Consider the following 18,590-nt stretch of genomic DNA (forward strand, 5'->3'; position numbering starts at 1 on the left):
TGATCGTGCCGGCACCCGTCAGGCCATGCCGCGGCCCGTCGCGCCTTCCGCGACGGGCGTGCCGCGATGCCCCGGGGACATGACAGCCGAAACGACATGCAGGCCGGGATGGAAGCGGCTGCGATAGGCGGCCGGGGTCACGCCGATGGTTTTGGCGAAGATGCGCCGCATGGTGTTCATGTCAGCGAAGCCGCAGTTCGTGGCGATGCGCTGGAGCGGCTGGGCGGTGTCCTCCAGCAGGCGGCGGGCGGCACCCGGGTCGGAAAGGCCGCGGCCGGCGTCAGGCGGCGTGCGGTTCGGCCAAGGCGGTGGACAGCGCGGCGGACAGCTCCGCCGGGTCGAGGAGGCCGGTCTTCACCACGGCCGTTTCCAGCGCGGCGAGCCAGCGCTCGTAATAGTTCCAGGACGAGCGGTCGTCGGGGTGCGCGGCCTCCCATCGGCCGATTTCCGCGATGAGTTCGTCGCGGAAATCATCCCATTCGAAATAGCCGTTGCGCGCGAGGGTGAGGGCGACACCGAAGGCCGTCCGCTCCCATTCGCTGCCGAAGCACAGCGTGCCGTTGGCCCGGGGCGGGGTGTCCGGCTTGCCCATCATCTCGGTGACGGCGAACTGCTCGAAGCGGGCGAGCATCGCGCCCTCCCCTACGCCGCGCGGGCGACGGCGACGCCCATCATGGCTTCGGGCGTGACGAGAGCTTCCAGCTCCGCCTCGCTGAGCGCCTCCGTGCCGGCCGGCCGCTCGGCCACCACGAACCAGCTGATCTGCGCGCTCGAATCCCACACCTTCACCTGCGTGCTCTCGGGCACCGCGAGGCCGAATTCCTTCAAGACCGCCCTCGGCTCGCGCGCCGCCCGGCTGCGGAAGGTGGGGTCCTTGTACCAGTAGGGGGGCAGCGCGAGCACCGGCCAGGGATAGCAGGAGCAGAGCGTGCAGATGATGAGGTTATGGACGCCCGGCGCATTGGCGACCGCCCGCATGTGCTCGCCCTCGGCCCCCGCCATGCCGTCCGGCAGCGCCAGCTCGGCGATGGCAGAGGGCGTGTCGGCGACGAGACGGTCCTTGAAGCCGGGATCGACCCAGGCGCGGGCCACGATCTTGGCGCCGTTGAACGGGCCCATCTTCGTCTCGAAATAGTCGAGCACCGTGTCCACCGAGCGATCGGTGATAATGCCCTTCTTGATCAGCAGCGCCTCGAGCGCGCGCACCCGGGCGCCGCTGTGGGCCTCGCGATCCTCGCGATAGTTGAACTGGTCGGCCATGGCTGGGTCTCCCCGTTGAATGCACTCACGCCGCCTGCTGCGCCGCGTCCGGAGCCGCGACGTAATGGGCGTAGAGGTCTGCAGGCGCACAGCGACGACGCCCGGCGAAACGAGGTCCACGCGGCCGTCGCCCGCGCCAAAGCCGCCGCCCTCGCTGGCTGAGGCCGGGTAAAAGGCGCGCGCAGACAGGGTGACAAATCCTCGCCCTCAGGCCAGCTGACGAAACGCGCCATCGAAGTAAAGCAGCGGCTCGGCGCCGCGACAGCTGACGCCGATGACCTCTCCGACGAAGATGGTGTGCGTGCCGGCGTGGTGGCGCTCGCGCAGCCGGCATTCGAGCACAGCCACGGCTTCGGCAAGGAGGGGACAGCCGGTCTCGCCCCACCCGTGGGCGATACCCTCGAACGGCTGATCGAGCCGGCGGGCGAACCGCCCGGCCAGATCCTGCTGGTGCGCGGCAAGGATGTTGACGGCGAAGGCACCGCTGTCGGCGATCAGTCCATGGGAGGTGGTCTCGCGGTTCACCACGGCGAGGATCTGCGGCGGGGCGGTGCTGACACTGCACACGGCCGTCGCCATCATGCCGTTGAGCTGGTCGCCCCGGCGCGAGGTGATGACGGTGACGCTGGCCGCGAGCACGCGCATGGCCGCCTTGAAATCCGCCGCGTCCACCGGCGGTTTCTCGATGCTGGCGGAAGGGCGCATCAGGCCGCCCCTTCGGCGAGGAGATCGCGCAGATGCCCGCCGCCATACCCCCGCCGAAGATATCCGCGGGCCTGCAGGAGCGGCACCACCGCGCCGACGAAATCCTCGAACGTGTCCGGCAGGAAGGCGGGCGACACGACGAAGCCGTCCGCCGCCCCGCTGTCGATGATGGCGATGAGCTGGTCCGCCACCTCCTCGGCCGTGCCCACGGCGCGCGGGCACATGACGCCGCGCGCATAGACCCCCCCTGCCTCGGCGATGGTCATGCCGCCATCGGGCGTGATGCTGCGCAGCGCCGCCATATTCCCCTGGCTGCCCGAGGCGGCGATCTCCTTCACCGTGGCCTCCATGGGCAGGCTGGAAAAGTCGGTGTTGGCGTGCGCGGCAAGCGTCGAGAGGCCGGCGACCGGATCGGCGAGGGAATCGTGCAGCGCCTGTTTCTCCTCCGCCTCGGCGCGGGTGGCGCCGATGAAGGGCATGATGGCCATCAACACCTTGCTGGCGCCGGGTGGCCGGCCGGCCACCGCGAGAGCGCCAGCGACGTCGGCCTTGAAGGCGTGCATGCGCTCCAGATTGGGCTGGAGCGCGAAGATCACGTCGGACCACCGCGCCGCGAAGGCTTTTCCGCGTCCGGAGGAGCCCGCCTGCACGATCACCGGCCGCCCCTGCGGGCTGCGGGGGATGTTGAGCGGCCCGCGCGACTGGAACCACGGCCCGCGATGGTTCACGTAATGCACCTTGGCGGGATCGGCATAGATGCCCGCCGCCCGGTCGAGGACGAGGGCGTCCTCATCCCAGCTGTCCCATAGGCGGAAGGCCAGCTCCATGAATTCGTCGGCCCGGTCGTAGCGCTCGTCATGGCCGAGATGGGGCACGGTGCCGAAGTTCAGTGCCTCGCCGTCATTCATGGAGGTGACGACATTCCACGCCGCCCGCCCGCCGGAGATGTGGTCGAGCGTCGCGAACTCGCGGGCGATGTTGTAGGGCGCGTCATAGGTGGTGGAGCGCGTGGCGCCGAGGCCGATGTGGCGGGTCACCGCCGCCATGGCGCCGAGGATGGGCATGGGGTCCATGCGGGTCGCGTCCTGATCGCCCCGCGCGAGGCCGGCGGCATGGCTGTCGCCGTAGCGATCGGCGATGGCGAGGCGGTCGGCGAAGAACAGGAAATCGAAGCACCCCTGCTCCAGCAGACGCGCGATGCGCACATAATGGTCGAGGCTGAGAAACGGCGTCTCGTGGGCCGGATTGCGCCAGATGGCGTGGCTGTGGACCACCGGCCCGGCGATCAGGAAGCCGCACAGATGCATGGGTTTGGGCATAATTTTTCCTCCCTGTCCCGTTGGGCAAGGCTCTGCGTTCATGCGCCGGATGCCGCGCGCATGGTGATGATGGACCTAGATGCTCAGCCTCGACGGCCGTTCCCCGGCCGGGCCGGGGAACGGCGGGTCAGGAAGGCCTCAGGTAATGACGCCGAGGGTCACGTTCTTCCCGCCCTTGATTTCCTGGACGAGGAAGGAGCGGTTGATCTGATCGCCACGGGCGTCAAAATCGCAGGTGGCGCCGGCGCCGATGAACTTGATCTTCTTGCCGGCGCGGATCAGCTCCAGCCCCTTCACCACGTCGTCGACCTCCTCGCCGGGCGGGTTGCAGACCTCGAACACCGACTTCGCCCACACCTTTGCGTCGGATGATTTGGCGTGCTCCATGGCGAGGGCTGTCACGCACATCTGGTCGTGGGCATTGCCCGCGAAGAGGAACACCGTGCCGGGCGCCGCGCCCATCTCCTTCACGAATTTCTTGTAGGAGGGCGAGTCCAGCGGCGGCGCGGGCTGGAGATGGTAGATGCCGTTGGCCACCTCCGGTCCCGCTGCCTGGAGGAACTTGCCCTCCGCATCGGCACCGATGGACAGCGCGACGATCTTGGACTTGAAGCCGCCGCGATAGGCCTCCTTGGCGATGGAGACGAAATCGGTGAGCAGCGAGAGGCAGAACACCGCGTCCGGATCGCCGCCGAACGCCTTCTCGACTTCCGAGCGGTAGGACGGCTGATCCGGATTGTACATCACCACGTCGAGCACCTTGCCGCCGAGCTTGGCGAATTCGGCCTTGAAGGGCTCGATCATGGCCACGACGAAGGGGTTTTGCTGAGCCAGCACCACCGCCGTCTTGGCGCCGATGGTCTTCATCACCTTGGCGCCGGCGGGGCCCCAGGAGGTGCTCTTTGCCTGGAAGCGGAAGACCATGCCCTTGGTGTCGCCCTCGGTCACCGCGTTTGCGGCGCACGAGACCATCTGCACCTTGTCGGCGGCGAGGATGATGGGCTTGGCCGCCAGCGCGATGGGGCTGCCCCAGAAGCCGCCGACGAGTTCCACCTTGTTCACTTCCAGCAGCTTCTTGGTGGCGGTGACACCGACCGTGGGATTGGTCTCGGAATCCTCGATGAACAGCTTGAGCGGGCGCCCGCCGAGGATGCCGCCGGCATCATTCACCCATTTCACCGCCATCTCGGCGGCCTTCTTCATGTCCGGGCCGTAGGGGCCGGTCGCGCCGGAGAAGGGCAGCACCATGCCGATAGGGATCTCGGCCGCCTGCGCTGCGGCTGGCCGCCCAAGCAGGGCAGCCGCCGGGAGCGAAGCGAGGCCGGCGACCACATGCCGGCGAGTGAGGGGCAGACTGCGCGTCACGGCTGTTCTCCTGCTGCTATGTCGGGTTCGGGATGGAGGTGGAGCAGCGCTTCTGCGGCGCCGTCGTCGATCTGGAGCGCGTCGTTGAAGCGGTTGAAGAAGCCGGCGAGCGCCGAGCGAAGGGTCAGCTCGACGATCTGCGCCTCGGTGAAATGCCGCCTGAGGTCGGCGAACACCTGGTCGCGAATACCCCAGGCGCGCTGGGTGACGAGGCGGGCATAGTCGATCACCGCGCGGTCGGCCGCGTCGAAGGCGGGATGGCCGCTCGCGGGCAGCGCCGCGACCGCCTCCGCCGGGACGCCTTCCACTTCGAGCAGAGGGGTGTGGTGGGAGACGCAATAGGGGCAGGCATTGAGCTTGGAGACCGTGACGACCGCCAGCTCGATGTAGCGGAACGCCACGCCCTCGCGCGCCCGCAGCTCCATCAGCATCCGGTAGAGATGGTCGAGTGCGGGCGGCACATGGGCGAGCACCGCCGCCTGATCGCGGAAATCGGCGTAGCCGCCGGCGAAGGCCGCGAAGACCTCCGCATAGGCGGGCGGCAGATCGGCCGCGGTGAGGGGTGCGACGCGGGGCATCAGGCTTTCTCGCTTTCGGGCGGGAAGAATTCGGCGAAGCGGCGCTTCGGCTCGGAGACGAGGCCCTCCGGCCGCAGGATGAGCAGGAGCACGATGCCGACCCCGATCATCCCGAGCCGCAGCGCGGACAGCTGGGCGCCGTCGATGCCGGGGATGAGGTCCTTGAGGAAGCGCGTGGCTTCCAGGATCAGCATGATGGAGCCGGCGCCAAGCACCAGGCCGAGGTTGGAGCCGCGCCCGCCGGCGATCACCGCCATGAAGGCATAGGCGGTGATGATGGGCGTGAACTGGCTCGGGTCGATATAGGTCAGGAAGAAGGCGTGCAGCGCCCCAGCCACGCCCATGATCGCCCCGCCGATGGCGAAGGCGCGCACCCGCAGGGCGAGCACCGGCTTGCCCAGCGCTGCCGCCGCCGTCGCATCGTCGCGGACCGCGCGCAGGGCGCGGCCGAAGGGCGAGCGGACCAGCGCCTCGCTGAAGACGAAGACGATCGCCACCAGTCCCACCGCGAAGGCGAGGATCACCGCATCGCCCCACCCGGCCGGCGTGATGCTCGCGAAGGGTCGCGGTATGTCGGCGATGCCGAGGGCGCCACCGGTCAGGCCGCCGAGATTGAGCAGCAGGATGCGCACGATCTCCGCGAAGCCGATGGTGACGATGGCGAGATAGTTCTCCTCCAGCCGGATGGTGAGCAGCGACAGCAGCATGGACAGCCCGGCGCAGACCGCCGCGGCCAGTGCGAGACCGGCGAACCAGCCCACATACGGCGCGCTGATGGCGAGGGTGTATGCGCCGAGCGCGGCGAAGCCGGCGACGCCGAAATTGACCAGACCCGCTAGGCCCCATTGCAGGTTCAGCGCCAGCCCCACGAGGGCCGCGATGGCGACAAGGATGACGACGGTGACGAGGTAGGAGATCATTGCCGCACCCTCACTTTCTGATGGCCTTGGCCCCGAACAGGCCATTGGCGCGGAACAGGAGGAGCAGCAGGATGACGCCGAAGCTCACGATCTGCCGGAACGAGACAGGCAGGACGAGGGCGGACATCTCCTCCGCCACGCCGATGAGAAGCGCGCCTGCCACCGCGCCGATGGGACTGCCCAGCCCACCGAGGATCGCGGCGGCGAAGATGGGGATCTGATAGTTCCAGCCCATCAGCGGATCGATGGCGCGATCGAGCCCCGCCAGCACGCCCGCAAGCCCGATCAGCGCGCCGGTGAGGGCGAAGGTAATGCGCGCGATGGTGCGTCGTTCCACCCCGCGCACGGCCGCGAGCGCGGCGTTGTCCGCCACCGCCCGCATGGCGCGGCCAAGCGGCGAGGCGGTGATGAGCAGGTGCAGCAGCACAAGCGCGATGACAACCACGCCGGCGGTGATGATCTGCTCGTGATTGATGCGCAGGCCGTTCCAGCGGATCGGTCGCGCAACCGCGAGATCGAAGCTGCGCGCGGCATTGCCGAAGATGAAGCGGCAGATGTTCTCCACCACGAGCGAGACGCCCATGGAGGCGACCAGCAGCGTGATGGAGCCGCGGGCGCGCAGCCGCTCGAATACCAGCGCATCGGCGATGAGGGAGGCGAGCGCCACCGTCGCCGCAGCAAAGGCCGCCGCAATCGGCAGGGGCAGCCCGAGCACCACGTTCGCCGTATAGGCCGCATAGGCACCCAGCGTGAGGAAAGCGCCCACGGCGAAGTTTGCGAAGCGCAGGATGCCGAACACCAGAGTCAGCGCCAGCGCCGGCAGGGCGAGCAGAAGGCCGGTGACGAGGCCGTTGAGGAAAAGCTGAAGCGCCATGGCTTAGGCCGCCTTTCCGAAGAACAGGCCGGCGAGGTCCGCCTGCCGGATGTCGCCGGCAGTGGCGCGCAGGGTCAGCCGGCCGGCGACCAGCACCACCACCTCATCGGCGATACCGAGCGCCGCGGCGACATTCTGCTCCACCAGCAGCACTGTGACGCCCGCCTCCCGCACGCGGACCACCGCCTCCATCGTCTCACCGACGATCTTGGGCGAGAGGCCTGCGGAGGGCTCGTCCAGCAGCAATACCTCGGGATTGGCGAGGAGCGCACAGGCGAAGGCCAGCATCTGCCGCTGGCCGCCGGAGAGGTTGCCCGCGAGCGTGCGCGGCCGCTGGCGAAGCTCCGGGAAGAGGTCCAGCACCTTCTCCCGCTGCTCCGGCCCCACGCCGGCGCGCCCGCGCAGGAATTCGGTGGCGAGCTTCAGGTTCTCGGCGATGGTGAGGGTGGCGAAGATGTTGGCTTCCTGCGGCACATAGGCGAGCCCCGCCGCCACCCGGCGCGCCGGCGACAGCGTGGTGATGTCCCGCCCGGTCACCGCCACGGTCCCGGCCCGCGTCGGCACCAGGCCGGCGATGGTCTTGATGAAGGACGACTTGCCCGAGCCGTTCGGGCCGATGACGGCGACGATGCTCTCGGCCTGCTGCGCGAGGTCGATGCCGCACACGATGTCCCCGCCCCTGCCGTAGCCTGCGCGCAGACCCGATACGGACAAAGCGAGGGACAGCTCGGCCGTCTTGGAATCGAGGGGAGCCGCCGTCATGCCGCCACCCCGAGATAGGCGGAGACCACGCGCGGATCCGAGGTCGCTTCGGCGAACGTGCCGGAGACGAGCACGCGCCCCAGGGCGAGCACGTGCACGCGGTCGCACACCTCCTCCACCAGATGCATGTCATGCTCGACGATACCGAAGGTGAGGCCTTCCGCCTTCAGCTCACGCACCAGCCGCACGATCTCGAGACGCAGCGGCGGCGAGACGCCCGCACCCGGCTCGTCGAGCAGGATCAGCTTGGGCTTCATCAGCAGCGCGCGCGCCATTTCCAGCAGTTTCTTCTGGCCACCGGAAAGCATCGCGGACGGTTGGTCGGCGAGCTTGACGAGCCCCACCCGCTCCAGCAGCGCACGGGCGAGATCGGCATTGGCGCGCTCCTGCGCCCACCATTTGCGGCGGCCAAACAGGGCGCCCGCCACGCTCTCCCCGCTTTGGGCTGGCGGCGCGGCGAGAAGCGTCTCGAATACGGTCAGGCTGGAGAGCTCGCGCACGATCTGGAAGGACCGGACCACGCCCTTGCCTGCCATCACGTGGGCCGGCAGGCCGGTGACGTCCTCGCCCTCCAGACGCACCGTGCCGCCTTCGGGCCGGGCGAGACCGGTCAGTGCGTTCAGCAGCGTGGTCTTGCCCGCGCCGTTGGGACCGATGAGGCCGGTGACCTGACCGCGGGCGATATCGAGGGTCACGCCATCGAGGGCGGCGACGCCGCCATAGCGACGCATCAGACCATCAACCTGAAGGAAGGGGCTCGGATTCACGTCGTCTCCACGGCGCAGGCGAGAGTGCCTCGCTGTTGCGCAAATGCCTTTTTGATGTGCATCAAAATCAGAGATTTTGAACAGTCGTTGGACAGTCGATCACGACCACGCACAGATTAGACCGAGACATTCCGCTCAAATCAAATTTATATTGCTTTGCACTTGGCCAAGTATTTTTAATGAGGCCGATGTCGCACCCGTTGGAGATCGCCCTGCTGCGCACCTTCGTCCTCCTGGTGGAGGAGAAGAGCGTGACCCGCGTAGCCCGGCGCCTGAACCGCACCCAGCCCGCCGTCAGCCTGCAGATCCGGAGGCTGGAGGCGGCTGCCGGCTTTCCTTTGTTCGAGCCGGACCTGCGGCATCTCAAGCTGTCGCGCCACGGGGAGATGCTTCTGCCGCATGCGCGCACCATGCTGCGGCTCGACGAGGAGGCCCGGCTGCGGCTCTCTGCGGACGATGTGGCGGGGCGCGTCACGCTGGGCTGTCCGGATCTTTATGCCGCCTTCCTGCTGCCGGACACCCTGGCGCGCTTTCGCGACACCTATCCGGGGGTGGAGGTGACTGTGCGCTGCGCTCTGTCGCGACAACTCGCGCAGGACATGAGCGAAGGCCTTCTGGACATTGCTATCGCCACCCGGATGCCCGGCGTCTCGCCGCGCGTGGGCACCGGCACACTCCTGCGGCCCGAGCCGTTGATCTGGCTGGGGGCGGAAGGCGGCAGCGCGCATCTCGCCGACCCTGTCCCGCTCGCCATGCTGCCGGACGGCAATCTCTATCGGGACTATGCGCTGGCGGCGCTCGACCGTATCGGCCGGCGCTGGCGCATCGCCTGCGTATCGGAAAGCATTGCCGGGCTTCAGTCCATGGCGCTCGCGGATTCGGCGGTCTGCGTCCTGGCCCAGTCGGTGCGCACGCCGGGGCTGGTCCGCCTCGGCAGCGCGGAGGGCCTGCCGGCGCTTGAAGGCGTGGACCTCATCCTGTGGGAGCGCCATCCCGGCGGCTCGTCGGCAGCGGACCATCTTGCCGCGCACATTCGCCGGTCCGTGTCGGAAGGGGCGTGACCCGCCCGCATCCGCGACCGCAAGGGCTCACGCCATGCGTACCGAAACGGCCGCGGGCGGACGGAGGCCATCAAAAACGCAGTCGGCGAGGCTCCCGGCCCACGCGGGGGTCAGGGGTGCGTGCGGAACGAGGATGCGATACCAGATCGGCCCGTAGAGCGCATCGATCACCACATCGAGATCGATGTCGGCGCGCAGCTCCCTGTTCGCGATCCCCCGCAGGAGGGCTTTCTTCGCCTCTTCCCGGCGCGGCAGGACATAGCCCTCGAGGAGCGCGCGCAACGTCTCCGGGTCGCTCTGGCCCTGGGCGACCAGCGCGGAAATGGTGCGCCCCACCTTCTGGCCATAGACCTCGGCGACCCGCATCATCTGGCTCTTCACGTCGGCAACCGCCGAGGACGTCGTCGGATAGCTGATCTTTTGGGCAGTCTCCGCGAGGAAGCCTGCCATCGCCAATGCCCCACGGTTCGGCCACCAGCGGTAGATGGATGAGCGCGCCGTACCCGAGCGGGTTGCAACGGCATCGATCGTAAAGCCCGAAAGTCCGCGCTCTTCAAGCAGCTCGTTCGCTGCCTTGAGGATTGCGATCTTCACTTCATCACCTTGCGGGCGACCGCGGCGGCGAACGGTTTTATTGTCCGTGCTCAAAATTTAACGCCCATCATCGAGATTTTGCCCAGATTATCGCCCGGCCCATAACTTGACAATCAGCCGGCCTGATTAAAACTACACACTGTCGCTTTTATCCGGATCCATGGAGCGAAGCCCACGGTGTGCGTCGGCCGGCGCCGCCTTCCTGTGAAGCCCCGAAACCGCCTGCACACGCGCAGGCATACGCAAACACAGCGAGGAAGCGCAATGACTGGCGTGCTCAGCCCCGAACAGATCGCGCATTTCAATTCCGAGGGATTTCTCTGTCCAGTCCGGGCCATCAGCGCCGAAGAGGCCCGCGCCTATCGCAATAAAATCGAAGACTTCGAGGCCAGCTCCGGCGAGGAGGTGAACAAGCGCCTCAAGATCAAGGCCCATCTGGCCTTTCCCTGGCTGATCGAACTGGCGCGCCATCCGCGCATCGTGTCGGCCGTCCAGGATATTCTGGGGCCAGACATACTGCTCTTCGGCTCGTCCGCCTTCGCCAAGAATGCGCGAGACCCCCGCTTCGTTTCCTGGCACCAGGACTCCGCTTACTACGGCCTGAACCCGCACCAGGAAGTCACCGTCTGGCTCGCTCTGTCGCGCGCCAGCACCGAGAGCGGCTGCATGAAGGTCATCCCGAAGAGCCACCTTGGCCCGGACCTCGTCCACGAGGAGACCTTCGATGCCGACAACCTGCTCGCCCGCGGCCAGAAGGTGACGGTGGACGAGAGCCTCGCCGTCGACATGCCCCTCGAACCGGGCGAGTTCTCCCTGCATCACGAGCGCACGGTGCATGGATCGCCCGCCAACATGTCGGACGACCGGCGCATCGGCATCGCCTTCTTCTACATGCCCACTCATTGCCGTTCGATGCTGGGGCGCCGTTCCGCCCTGCTCATCGCCGGCGAAGATCGCCACGGCCATTGGGATCGCGATCCCGAGCCGCGCTTCGACCTCGACCCCGAAAGCCTCGCCTTCATGGAAGAGGTCTGGGCGAGCTACCGCGACGACGCGACGACCGTTCAGGCCGCACGCCTCGCCTGACCCATTGCTCCGGCCGGGCACATGCTTCGGCCGGAGCACAGCCATCTGGAAGCCGCCCGCCTGCCCCCTTTGAAACCGAGAGCGCATTCCATGAAAGCCAGCATCCTTTTCAGCGCAGCCCTGTCTCTCCTTTGCGCCGCCCCCGCCTTTGCCGACCCGGTGAAGGTCGGCGTCATCCTGCCCCAGACCGGTGTCGGTGCCGTGCTCGCCAAGCAGATGCAGGCGGCTATCGAACTCGCCGTCGCCCACGAGGGCGGCAAACTTGGCGGACAGCCGGTGGAATTCATCTGGAGCGACAGCCAGGGCAAGGCGGACGTGGCCAAGCAGCTCGCCGACGAGATGGTGAAGTCGAAGCGCGTGGACTTCCTCGTCGGCCCCGTCTTCTCCTCGGAGATGATGGCGGTGCATGGCGGCCTCGCCCGTACCGACGCCTTCGTGATCTCGCCCATTTCCGGGCCGGCGCCCATCGCCGGAAAGTCCTGCTCGGCGAATTTCTTCAACGTGTCGTCGCAGAACGACCAGCAGGCCGAGGCGCTCGGCGCCTATCTGGAGAAGCTCGGCGTCAAGCGCGTCTATGTCATGACGGTCAACAACCAGGCCGGCAAGGACATGGTTTCCGGCTTCAAGCGCAACTTCAAGGGCGAGCTCGTCGGCGAGGTCTACACGCGCTTCGGCCAGGTGGACTTCGCCGCCGAGCTGAGCGCCCTGCGCACCGGCGCGCCGGAAGCCACCTTCATCTTCTATCCCGGCGACATGGGCGTCCAATACGTGAAACAGTACGCCCAGGCCGGCCTGGCAAAGTCGACGCCGCTCTACACCGTGTGGACGGTGGACCAAGCGACGCTGCCGGCCGTGGGCGACGACGCCATCGGCGTGCGCTCCGGCAATGTGTGGAGTGTGGACCTGCCCAACGCCGCGAACGCCCGGTTCGTTGCCGACTTCAAGCAAAAGAACGGCTTCCTGCCCAACGACTACGCAGCCCACGCATACGATTCCATTCTGCTTGTCTCCAGCGCGGTCAAGGCGGTGAATGGCGACATGAGCCGGAAGGACGACATCCGCAAGGCGCTGCAGAAGGCGGACTTCGCCTCGAACCGCGGAAAATTTGCATTCAATACCAACCACTTCCCCATCGAGGACTATTATGTCCGCGAGGTGGTGAAGGGCGAGGATGGCACGCTCGTGACGAAGACCGTCGAGAAGGTGATGACGGACGCGAAGGATGCCTATTACCAGGACTGCCCGCTGAAGTGATCGCGGATCATCTTGAAGAGAACTCCTGACACAGCGGGACGTCGATCATGCAACTCCTGTTCGTCGAGCAACTCCTGAACGGGGTCCAGCTCGGGGTCATCCTGTTCCTGATGGCGGCGGGGCTCACGCTCACCTTCGGCATCATGAACCTCGTGAACCTCGCGCACGGCTCCCTGTTCATGCTCGGCGCCTATCTGGGCGTCGCCTTCGCGCTGGTCACGGGCTCGTTCGTCGCGGGGTTCGTCGCGGCCGGCATCGCCACCTTCGTCATCGGCCTCGTGCTGGAGCGGCTGGTGATCCGGCATCTTTATGCCCGCAGTCACCTCGATCAGGTGATGTGCACCGTGGGCCTCGTCTACGTGCTCAACGAGGCGACGCGGATGGTGTTCGGGCCGGAGCCGCTGCACGCGCCCATCCCGGCCTTTCTCGCCGGCTCGGTGGAGCTCATTCCCGGCGCGCCCTATCCCGCCTACCGGCTGGCGATGATCGGGGCCGGGCTTGCCATCGCAGGCCTGCTTTATGTCCTCATCGGCCGGACGCGGATGGGCATGCTCATCCGCGCCGGCGCCAGCAACCGAGTGATGACGAGCGTTCTGGGCGTGAATATCGGCGCAATCTATGCCGTGGTGTTCGGCATCGGCGCGGCGCTGGCGGGCTTTGCGGGCTACATCGCCGCGCCCATCCTCACCGTCTATCCCGGCATGGGCGACAACGTGCTCATCCTGGCGCTGGTGGTGCTGGTCGTCGGCGGCATGGGATCGGTGAAGGGGGCCTTCGTGGCGGCCCTGCTGGTGGGCGTCATCGACACCATCGGCCGGGCCTATCTGAAGGACCTCATGGCGCTGGTCCTCTCGCCGGTGGCGGCGAACACGGTGGCGCCGGCTCTCGCCTCCATGCTCATCTACATTCTGATGGCGGTGATCCTGTTCTTCCGGCCGCAGGGGCTCATCCCGGCCGCCGGCCTGCGCCGGCCTGAGGCGCCGCCGGAGGCATCCGACCTCGGCCCGACAGGCCCCGGCCTACTGGCGCGCTGGCGCGTGCCGGCCATCGGGCTTCTCGGCGGCGGCTTCCTGCTGTTGCCGCTGGTCGCCGGTATCGCCGACCAGCCGTTCTGGGTGGACATGGGGCTGCGCGTCATCATCTTCGCCATCGCCGCCCTCAGCCTCGACCTCATCCTCGGCCAGACCGGGTTGGTGAGCTTCGGGCACGCGCTCTATCTCGGCATCGGCGCCTATGTGGTGGGCATCCTGGCGGATGCCGGGGTCGAGAGCGGCTTCGTCCAGTGGCCGCTGGCCATGGCGATCTCTGCTCTGCTGGCCGCGGCGCTGTCGGTGGTGGCGCTGCGCACCTCCGGCACCTTCTTCATCATGATCACCCTCGCCTTCGCGCAGATGATGTTCTACGGCGCCTCCAGCCTCTACGAATATGGCGGCGACGACGGCATGCACCTCGCCGTGCGCAGCACCTTCGGCGGGCTGGTGGACCTCTATGATTCCCGTCAGTTCTACTATGTCGCCCTCGGCCTGCTGGTGGTGCTCGCGGCTCTCAACATACGCCTCACACGGGCGCGCTTCGGCATGGTGCTGAAGGGCATCCGCATCAATGAGCGACGCATGGCGGCGGCCGGCTTTCCCACATTCCGTTACAAGCTTGTCGCCTGCATCATTTCGGCAGCGGTGTGCGGGCTCGCGGGCGCAATGCTCGCCAATGCGGCGGAGTTCGTCGGCCCGCAATATATGGACTGGACCCGCTCGGCCGAGCTGATGATCATGGTCGTGGCCGGCGGGCTGGCGACGCCCTTCGGCGCCATCATCGGCGCGCTGGCCTATCTCGGCATCGAGAAATATCTCTCAGACCTCACCATCCACTGGCGGCTCGCCTTCGGCGCGCTGCTCATCCTCCTCGTCTTCCTCGGCCGGGGCGGGCTCAGCGCACTGTTCGCGCCGGGCGCGGCGCGGCAGGCGGCTCCGGCGCACAAGGGATCATTCCGATGGGCAAGACCCTTCTTCAGACCGCGGGCGTGACCCGCCGGTTCGGCGGGCTCAATGCCGTCGACGGGGTGGATTTCGAGCTTCGCACGGGCGAACTGGTGGCGGTCATCGGGCCCAACGGCGCGGGCAAGACCACATTCGTCAATCTCCTCTCCGGCGCGCTCAGGCCCGATGCGGGCACCGTGACATTCGAGGGGCGGGACATTTCCCGCCTGCCGATGGATGCGCGCGCCCGGCTTGGCATTGCCCGCTCCTTCCAGATCGCCAGCATCTTCCCCGAGCTGAGCGTCGTCGAGAACGTGGCGCTCGCCGCCCAGGCCCACGCCGGCCACAGCTTCCATTTCTGGCGGGAGGTGGCGGACGAGGCCCCGCTGCGCCGGAAGGCGCAGGCGCAGCTCGCCGACCTCGGGCTTTCGGACTGCGCAGACCGGCCCGCGTCCCAGCTCTCCCACGGCGAAAAGCGGCTGCTGGAGATCGCCATGGCCCTCGTGGTCGAGCCACGGGTGCTGCTGCTGGACGAGCCCATGGCCGGTCTCGGCATCGCCGAGGCGCGTCGGATGATCGACTTCATCGCCGGATTGAAAGGGCGTTTCAGCATACTACTGGTGGAGCACGATATGGAGGCGGTCTTCACCCTCGCCGATCGCGTCTTCGTCCTCGCCTCGGGCGCGCGGGTGGCGGACGGGCCGCCGGAGGTGGTGCGCGCCGATCCACGCGTGCAGCTCGCCTATCTCGGCGGCGAAGGGGAGGACCTGTGATGCTGGAGCTGCGGCAGGTGAGCGCGGCCTATGGCTCGAGCCGTGTCCTGTTCGGCGTAGACCTTGCCATTGCGGAGGGCGAGGTGGTGACGCTGCTGGGCCGCAACGGCATGGGCAAGACCACGACGGTCAATGCCATCATGGGCCTCGTCTCCCTCACCCAGGGCGATATCAACTTCCGTGGCGCACGCATTTCCGGGCTGCCGGCCTACAAGGTGGCCCGCAACGGCCTCGCGCTGGTGCCGGAAGGGCGGCAGGTGTTTCCCAACCTGACCGTGGAGGAAAACCTCGTCGCCACGGCGGCGAACCGCATCCACGCCCCCGCGCCGTGGACGCTGGAGGCCGTCTATGGCTTGTTCCCGGCCCTCGCCCCCCTCGCCCGCCGCGGTGCCGGCCTGCTCTCCGGCGGCGAGCAGCAGATGCTCTCCATCGGCCGGGCGCTGATGACCAATCCTCGCCTGCTGATCCTCGACGAGGCGACGGAAGGCCTCGCCCCCCGCATCCGCCGCGAGATCTGGGATGCGCTGGTGCGTATCCGGGAACGCGGCCAGTCGGTGCTGGTGATCGACAAGAACATCGACATGCTGTGCCGCTTCGCCGACCGCCACCACATCCTGGAGAAGGGGCGCATCGTCTGGAGCGGCAGCTCGCCGGCGTTGATGGCCGACGAAGATGTCCGGATGCGCTTTCTGAGCGCCTGATCGCGCCAAGCAGCCGTTGTTGCCGGACAAAGGTCCGTCACCGGGCGCCACCAGACGGCGCCGGCGGTAACGGGACGACGACTTGATTGGTATTTAAATATTCTTTGCGTTGACAGATCTTATCCGCCTCAAAAAAGTGCATTCTAAGAGGGCGATTCTCGGTCACGAGATCACGCGAGAGGCAGCGCTCGCGCGATCACCGATGGCCTGCCACATATCGCTCAATGGGCTTTCGGGGTGGAAACAGGCACATGAGGCTGCCCAGGCGATCAGAAGATCGGCGCCAAGACGGCGGCCGGCGGGTGAAGGCGCGGCTCGATCTCATCGCAGCGATCCTGGTCGCCTGCACGGCACCCGTTCTCGCGTCGGATCTTGCAAGTAGTGGCACTCCGGCCCAGCCCGCCAGCGCACAGGATGATTTCTGGACCCGCCCCTATCTGTTCGGGGATCTCGGCCGAGCCCGTCTGAAGGACCAGGGCATCGACATCTCGGGCGGGCTGGTCAACGAAACGGTCGGAAACCTGACGGGCGGCACCCATCAGGCGGGGGCGAACGCCGGTCAGGCCTTCGTCCAGGGCATCTTCGACATGGAGAAGCTTGTCCACATCACGGGCGGCACGTTCGGCATCACGCTGGTGGGCCGTTGGGGCGACAACCTGGCCGAAGTGGCGGACATCCCCGCGCTGATGCTGCTCAATGAAGTCTACGGCCGCGGCAACATCGTCCGCCTCGTGGACTTCCACTATAATCAATCCCTGTGGGACGGGGCAGTGGACGTCAAGTTCGGGCGCCTCGCCGTCGGTGCAGACTTCGGCTTCGACCGCTGCGATTTCATCAACTTGACCTTCTGCGGGTCCGTCCCCGGAAATATAGCTGGAAACTATATTTTCAACTGGCCGGTCAGCCAGTGGGGCGGGGTCCTGAAGCTCCATCTCGCCGATGATCTCACCTTTTCCGCCGCCGTGTACGATGAGAACCCGACCTATCTGTCGGTGCAGGCGAAATGGGCGCTGCTCCCCACCTGGCCGTCGGGGTCGGAGGGGGCGCTGGTGCCCATGGAGCTGAAATGGACGCCGACGCTCGGAGACCTCTCGGGCACCTACAGGATCGGCGGCTGGTTCGATACCGCGACTGCCGATAACGCCGTCACGAGCATCAACGGGCTGCCTGCGCTCATCTCGGGGCTGCCCTATGCGCAGGATTATGCGCGGTACGGCTTCTATATTTCCTTCATTCAGCAGCTGACCGGCAATGCCACTGGCCCGAGCCCCAAGCAGGGGCTGTGGAGCTTCCTGAACGTCACCTATTCGGACCCGCGCACCTCCACCACCCTCTATCAGGTGTCGTGGGGCCTTCAGCAGCATGGAACATTCGCGGGACGGCCGGACGACGAGATCGGCTTCGCCATCGGCACCACCGGCATCAACCCGCGCCTTGCGGACGCCCAGACCCAGGCCAACTGGCTGGGTCTCGGGCCGGGATATGTGCAGCATAATGAGTATGTGATGGAAGCCTATTACGGGCTTCAGGCCACGGGCTGGCTCAACCTGAAGGCTTCGCTGCAATACGTCATCGACCCCGGCGGCTATTCTTCGCCCCTCAACGAGAACGCCTGGGTGGTCGGCCTGCGGACGACCGTGGCCTTCTGAGCCATATCGACACGGCGCCGGACGCCACGGTTCGGGTGCGATTCAGCGGGGGAATCGGTATCGTTCGGGTGGCATTCGGCGCGGAGTCAGCGCGCGGTTCAGGTCGGACCGCGCATATCCCGCCTGACACGCAGGACGAGTCGATCAGATGAACGCATGGGTTGCAGCGGGGATTGCATTCATCACCATGGCCGTCACGATGGCGGTGGGCATGGCCATCGGCAGCCGGCTATCCGACTCCCGCTATGAGGACGGGTCGGTCAAGAATTTGCGCACAAGCGTCGCCATCATCGCGACCATGTCTTCGCTGTTGCTTGGCCTCATGGTCAACTCGGCCCGCTACAATTTCAGCGATGCCTATTCCGACGTGCAGAAATACGCCGCTGTTCTACAGATCACCGATCTCAACCTGCTCAGCTTCGGCGCCCCGGCCTGCCCGCTGCGCGGCGACCTTCAGGCCTATGCCCGCCAGCTGGTGGCGGAGACGTGGACCGCCGGCGAGGATGACGCCTCCGGGGCCGCGCAGGTGACGGCGCTCGCCGCCCTCCTCCGCTTTGATGCAGGGGTCCGCAGCCTGAAGAGCGAGACCCCCGACCAGCAGGACGTGCGGGGCACCCTGCTCGGCCTGTCGCGGCAGTTGGTGGAGTATCGATGGAAGGTCACGGGCGTCGCCCGCACGGCCACGCCCGTCACCTTCATCTTCGTGGTGATCTGCTGGTTCGCGCTGATCTTCCTCTATTCCGGCGTGTTCGCGCCGCGGAACGCGCTGGTCCTCATCGGCCATGGGCTGGGCATGGTGGGCATTTCCGCCGCCATCTTCCTCGTCATGGAGATGGGCCAGCCCTTCACCGGGCCGATCAAGGTGTCCCCCGCCCCTGTGGAGCGCCTGCTCGCGCGCATGCAGGCCGAGCCCTGCCCCACGGTGGCGCCGCAGCGTTGAAACGGC

At 67.1% G+C, this 18,590-nt stretch carries 19 protein-coding genes and 2 pseudogenes; 9 read left to right on the plus strand and 12 right to left on the minus strand.

The features are described from left to right. Positions 1-18: 18 nt before the first annotated feature. From V5F63_RS16250 to V5F63_RS16300, 11 genes and pseudogenes are all read right to left on the minus strand, one after another. Positions 19-252, minus strand: a pseudogene (locus V5F63_RS16250) (helix-turn-helix domain-containing protein); the annotation flags it as partial. Positions 253-280: 28 nt separating this feature from the next. Then, positions 281-631, minus strand: a complete 351-nt coding sequence (locus tag V5F63_RS16255) for a nitrile hydratase accessory protein (protein WP_394100874.1) — start codon at positions 629-631, stop codon at positions 281-283. Between the two features lie 11 nt (positions 632-642). Continuing rightward, positions 643-1,260: a nitrile hydratase subunit alpha gene (nthA, locus tag V5F63_RS16260; protein WP_394100873.1), complete on the minus strand. Its 618-nt coding sequence runs from the start codon at positions 1,258-1,260 to the stop codon at positions 643-645. Positions 1,261-1,467: 207 nt separating this feature from the next. Further along, positions 1,468-1,965: a flavin reductase family protein gene (locus V5F63_RS16265; protein ID WP_394100872.1), complete on the minus strand. Its 498-nt coding sequence runs from the start codon at positions 1,963-1,965 to the stop codon at positions 1,468-1,470. Further along, positions 1,965-3,284: an LLM class flavin-dependent oxidoreductase gene (locus V5F63_RS16270; RefSeq protein ID WP_394100871.1), complete on the minus strand. Its 1,320-nt coding sequence runs from the start codon at positions 3,282-3,284 to the stop codon at positions 1,965-1,967. The genes V5F63_RS16265 and V5F63_RS16270 overlap by 1 nt, the downstream gene beginning before the upstream one ends. A 138-nt stretch (positions 3,285-3,422) precedes the next feature. Then, positions 3,423-4,649, minus strand: coding sequence for an ABC transporter substrate-binding protein (locus V5F63_RS16275; protein ID WP_394100870.1), 1,227 nt, complete (start codon positions 4,647-4,649; stop codon positions 3,423-3,425). Beyond that, entirely contained in the window at positions 4,646-5,227 is a 582-nt protein-coding gene (locus V5F63_RS16280; protein ID WP_209484034.1) for a carboxymuconolactone decarboxylase family protein, read from the minus strand. The genes V5F63_RS16275 and V5F63_RS16280 overlap by 4 nt, the downstream gene beginning before the upstream one ends. Continuing rightward, a complete protein-coding gene (locus V5F63_RS16285) occupies positions 5,227-6,147 on the minus strand; it encodes a branched-chain amino acid ABC transporter permease (protein ID WP_394100869.1) in 921 nt (306 codons plus the stop codon). The genes V5F63_RS16280 and V5F63_RS16285 overlap by 1 nt, the downstream gene beginning before the upstream one ends. 10 nt (positions 6,148-6,157) lie before the next feature. After that, positions 6,158-7,021, minus strand: coding sequence for a branched-chain amino acid ABC transporter permease (locus V5F63_RS16290; protein ID WP_209484038.1), 864 nt, complete (start codon positions 7,019-7,021; stop codon positions 6,158-6,160). Between the two features lie 3 nt (positions 7,022-7,024). Then, positions 7,025-7,783 carry an ABC transporter ATP-binding protein gene (locus V5F63_RS16295; RefSeq protein ID WP_209484041.1) on the minus strand — a complete coding sequence of 253 codons (759 nt, stop codon included), beginning with the start codon at positions 7,781-7,783 and terminating at the stop codon, positions 7,025-7,027. Continuing rightward, a complete protein-coding gene (locus tag V5F63_RS16300) occupies positions 7,780-8,514 on the minus strand; it encodes an ABC transporter ATP-binding protein (RefSeq protein ID WP_394100868.1) in 735 nt (244 codons plus the stop codon). Before V5F63_RS16300 ends, V5F63_RS16295 begins: the two co-directional genes overlap by 4 nt. Positions 8,515-8,738: 224 nt before the next feature. Here V5F63_RS16300 and V5F63_RS16305 point away from each other — a divergent pair, with 224 nt between their 5' ends. Next, positions 8,739-9,611 carry a LysR substrate-binding domain-containing protein gene (locus tag V5F63_RS16305; protein WP_209484045.1) on the plus strand — a complete coding sequence of 291 codons (873 nt, stop codon included), beginning with the start codon at positions 8,739-8,741 and terminating at the stop codon, positions 9,609-9,611. Positions 9,612-9,638: 27 nt separating this feature from the next. Here the strand turns inward: V5F63_RS16305 and V5F63_RS16310 are convergent, their stop codons facing one another. Then, positions 9,639-10,205: a TetR/AcrR family transcriptional regulator gene (locus V5F63_RS16310; protein ID WP_209484047.1), complete on the minus strand. Its 567-nt coding sequence runs from the start codon at positions 10,203-10,205 to the stop codon at positions 9,639-9,641. 264 nt (positions 10,206-10,469) lie between these two features. On the opposite strand from V5F63_RS16310, the gene V5F63_RS16315 reads away from it, so the two are divergent. The 8 genes and pseudogenes from V5F63_RS16315 (at position 10,470) to V5F63_RS16350 (ending at position 18,584) form a co-directional block, all read left to right on the plus strand. Then, positions 10,470-11,291, plus strand: coding sequence for a phytanoyl-CoA dioxygenase family protein (locus V5F63_RS16315; protein WP_394028129.1), 822 nt, complete (start codon positions 10,470-10,472; stop codon positions 11,289-11,291). Between the two features lie 90 nt (positions 11,292-11,381). Next, positions 11,382-12,545 (plus strand): ABC transporter substrate-binding protein, encoded by a 1,164-nt coding sequence (locus tag V5F63_RS16320; protein WP_209484051.1) that lies wholly within the window; start codon positions 11,382-11,384, stop codon positions 12,543-12,545. Between the two features lie 47 nt (positions 12,546-12,592). Beyond that, positions 12,593-13,501 (plus strand): annotated as a pseudogene (locus tag V5F63_RS16325) (branched-chain amino acid ABC transporter permease); the annotation flags it as partial. Positions 13,502-13,666: 165 nt separating this feature from the next. Next, positions 13,667-14,569: a branched-chain amino acid ABC transporter permease gene (locus tag V5F63_RS16330; protein WP_245327653.1), complete on the plus strand. Its 903-nt coding sequence runs from the start codon at positions 13,667-13,669 to the stop codon at positions 14,567-14,569. Then, positions 14,536-15,294, plus strand: a complete 759-nt coding sequence (locus V5F63_RS16335; RefSeq protein WP_209484053.1) for an ABC transporter ATP-binding protein — start codon at positions 14,536-14,538, stop codon at positions 15,292-15,294. Before V5F63_RS16330 ends, V5F63_RS16335 begins: the two co-directional genes overlap by 34 nt. After that, positions 15,294-15,995, plus strand: a complete 702-nt coding sequence (locus V5F63_RS16340; protein ID WP_209484055.1) for an ABC transporter ATP-binding protein — start codon at positions 15,294-15,296, stop codon at positions 15,993-15,995. The genes V5F63_RS16335 and V5F63_RS16340 overlap by 1 nt, the downstream gene beginning before the upstream one ends. Positions 15,996-16,246: 251 nt before the next feature. Then, positions 16,247-17,644 (plus strand): carbohydrate porin, encoded by a 1,398-nt coding sequence (locus V5F63_RS16345; RefSeq protein ID WP_394100867.1) that lies wholly within the window; start codon positions 16,247-16,249, stop codon positions 17,642-17,644. A gap of 148 nt (positions 17,645-17,792) precedes the next feature. Next, entirely contained in the window at positions 17,793-18,584 is a 792-nt protein-coding gene (locus tag V5F63_RS16350) for a bestrophin-like domain (protein WP_394100866.1), read from the plus strand. Positions 18,585-18,590: the final 6 nt, after the last annotated feature.

Origin of the sequence: Xanthobacter wiegelii (assembly GCF_043193855.2) — a bacterium.
GTDB lineage: Bacteria > Pseudomonadota > Alphaproteobacteria > Rhizobiales > Xanthobacteraceae > Xanthobacter > Xanthobacter flavus_A.

What these genes read in the sequence shown, in the direction of transcription:
- V5F63_RS16315 (WP_394028129.1), top strand. Translation starts at nt 10,470, where the DNA reads ATGACTGGCGTGCTCAGCCCCGAACAGATCGCGCATTTCAATTCCGAG.
- nthA (WP_394100873.1), bottom strand. Translation starts at nt 1,260, where the DNA reads ATGGCCGACCAGTTCAACTATCGCGAGGATCGCGAGGCCCACAGCGGC.
- V5F63_RS16285 (WP_394100869.1), bottom strand. Translation starts at nt 6,147, where the DNA reads ATGATCTCCTACCTCGTCACCGTCGTCATCCTTGTCGCCATCGCGGCC.
- V5F63_RS16270 (WP_394100871.1), bottom strand. Translation starts at nt 3,284, where the DNA reads ATGCCCAAACCCATGCATCTGTGCGGCTTCCTGATCGCCGGGCCGGTG.
- V5F63_RS16330 (WP_245327653.1), top strand. Translation starts at nt 13,667, where the DNA reads ATGGGGCTGCGCGTCATCATCTTCGCCATCGCCGCCCTCAGCCTCGAC.
- V5F63_RS16265 (WP_394100872.1), bottom strand. Translation starts at nt 1,965, where the DNA reads ATGCGCCCTTCCGCCAGCATCGAGAAACCGCCGGTGGACGCGGCGGAT.
- V5F63_RS16300 (WP_394100868.1), bottom strand. Translation starts at nt 8,514, where the DNA reads ATGCGTCGCTATGGCGGCGTCGCCGCCCTCGATGGCGTGACCCTCGAT.
- V5F63_RS16335 (WP_209484053.1), top strand. Translation starts at nt 14,536, where the DNA reads ATGGGCAAGACCCTTCTTCAGACCGCGGGCGTGACCCGCCGGTTCGGC.
- V5F63_RS16295 (WP_209484041.1), bottom strand. Translation starts at nt 7,783, where the DNA reads ATGACGGCGGCTCCCCTCGATTCCAAGACGGCCGAGCTGTCCCTCGCT.
- V5F63_RS16255 (WP_394100874.1), bottom strand. Translation starts at nt 631, where the DNA reads ATGCTCGCCCGCTTCGAGCAGTTCGCCGTCACCGAGATGATGGGCAAG.
- V5F63_RS16320 (WP_209484051.1), top strand. Translation starts at nt 11,382, where the DNA reads ATGAAAGCCAGCATCCTTTTCAGCGCAGCCCTGTCTCTCCTTTGCGCC.
- V5F63_RS16305 (WP_209484045.1), top strand. Translation starts at nt 8,739, where the DNA reads ATGTCGCACCCGTTGGAGATCGCCCTGCTGCGCACCTTCGTCCTCCTG.
- V5F63_RS16340 (WP_209484055.1), top strand. Translation starts at nt 15,294, where the DNA reads ATGCTGGAGCTGCGGCAGGTGAGCGCGGCCTATGGCTCGAGCCGTGTC.
- V5F63_RS16350 (WP_394100866.1), top strand. Translation starts at nt 17,793, where the DNA reads ATGAACGCATGGGTTGCAGCGGGGATTGCATTCATCACCATGGCCGTC.
- V5F63_RS16290 (WP_209484038.1), bottom strand. Translation starts at nt 7,021, where the DNA reads ATGGCGCTTCAGCTTTTCCTCAACGGCCTCGTCACCGGCCTTCTGCTC.
- V5F63_RS16345 (WP_394100867.1), top strand. Translation starts at nt 16,247, where the DNA reads ATGAGGCTGCCCAGGCGATCAGAAGATCGGCGCCAAGACGGCGGCCGG.
- V5F63_RS16280 (WP_209484034.1), bottom strand. Translation starts at nt 5,227, where the DNA reads ATGCCCCGCGTCGCACCCCTCACCGCGGCCGATCTGCCGCCCGCCTAT.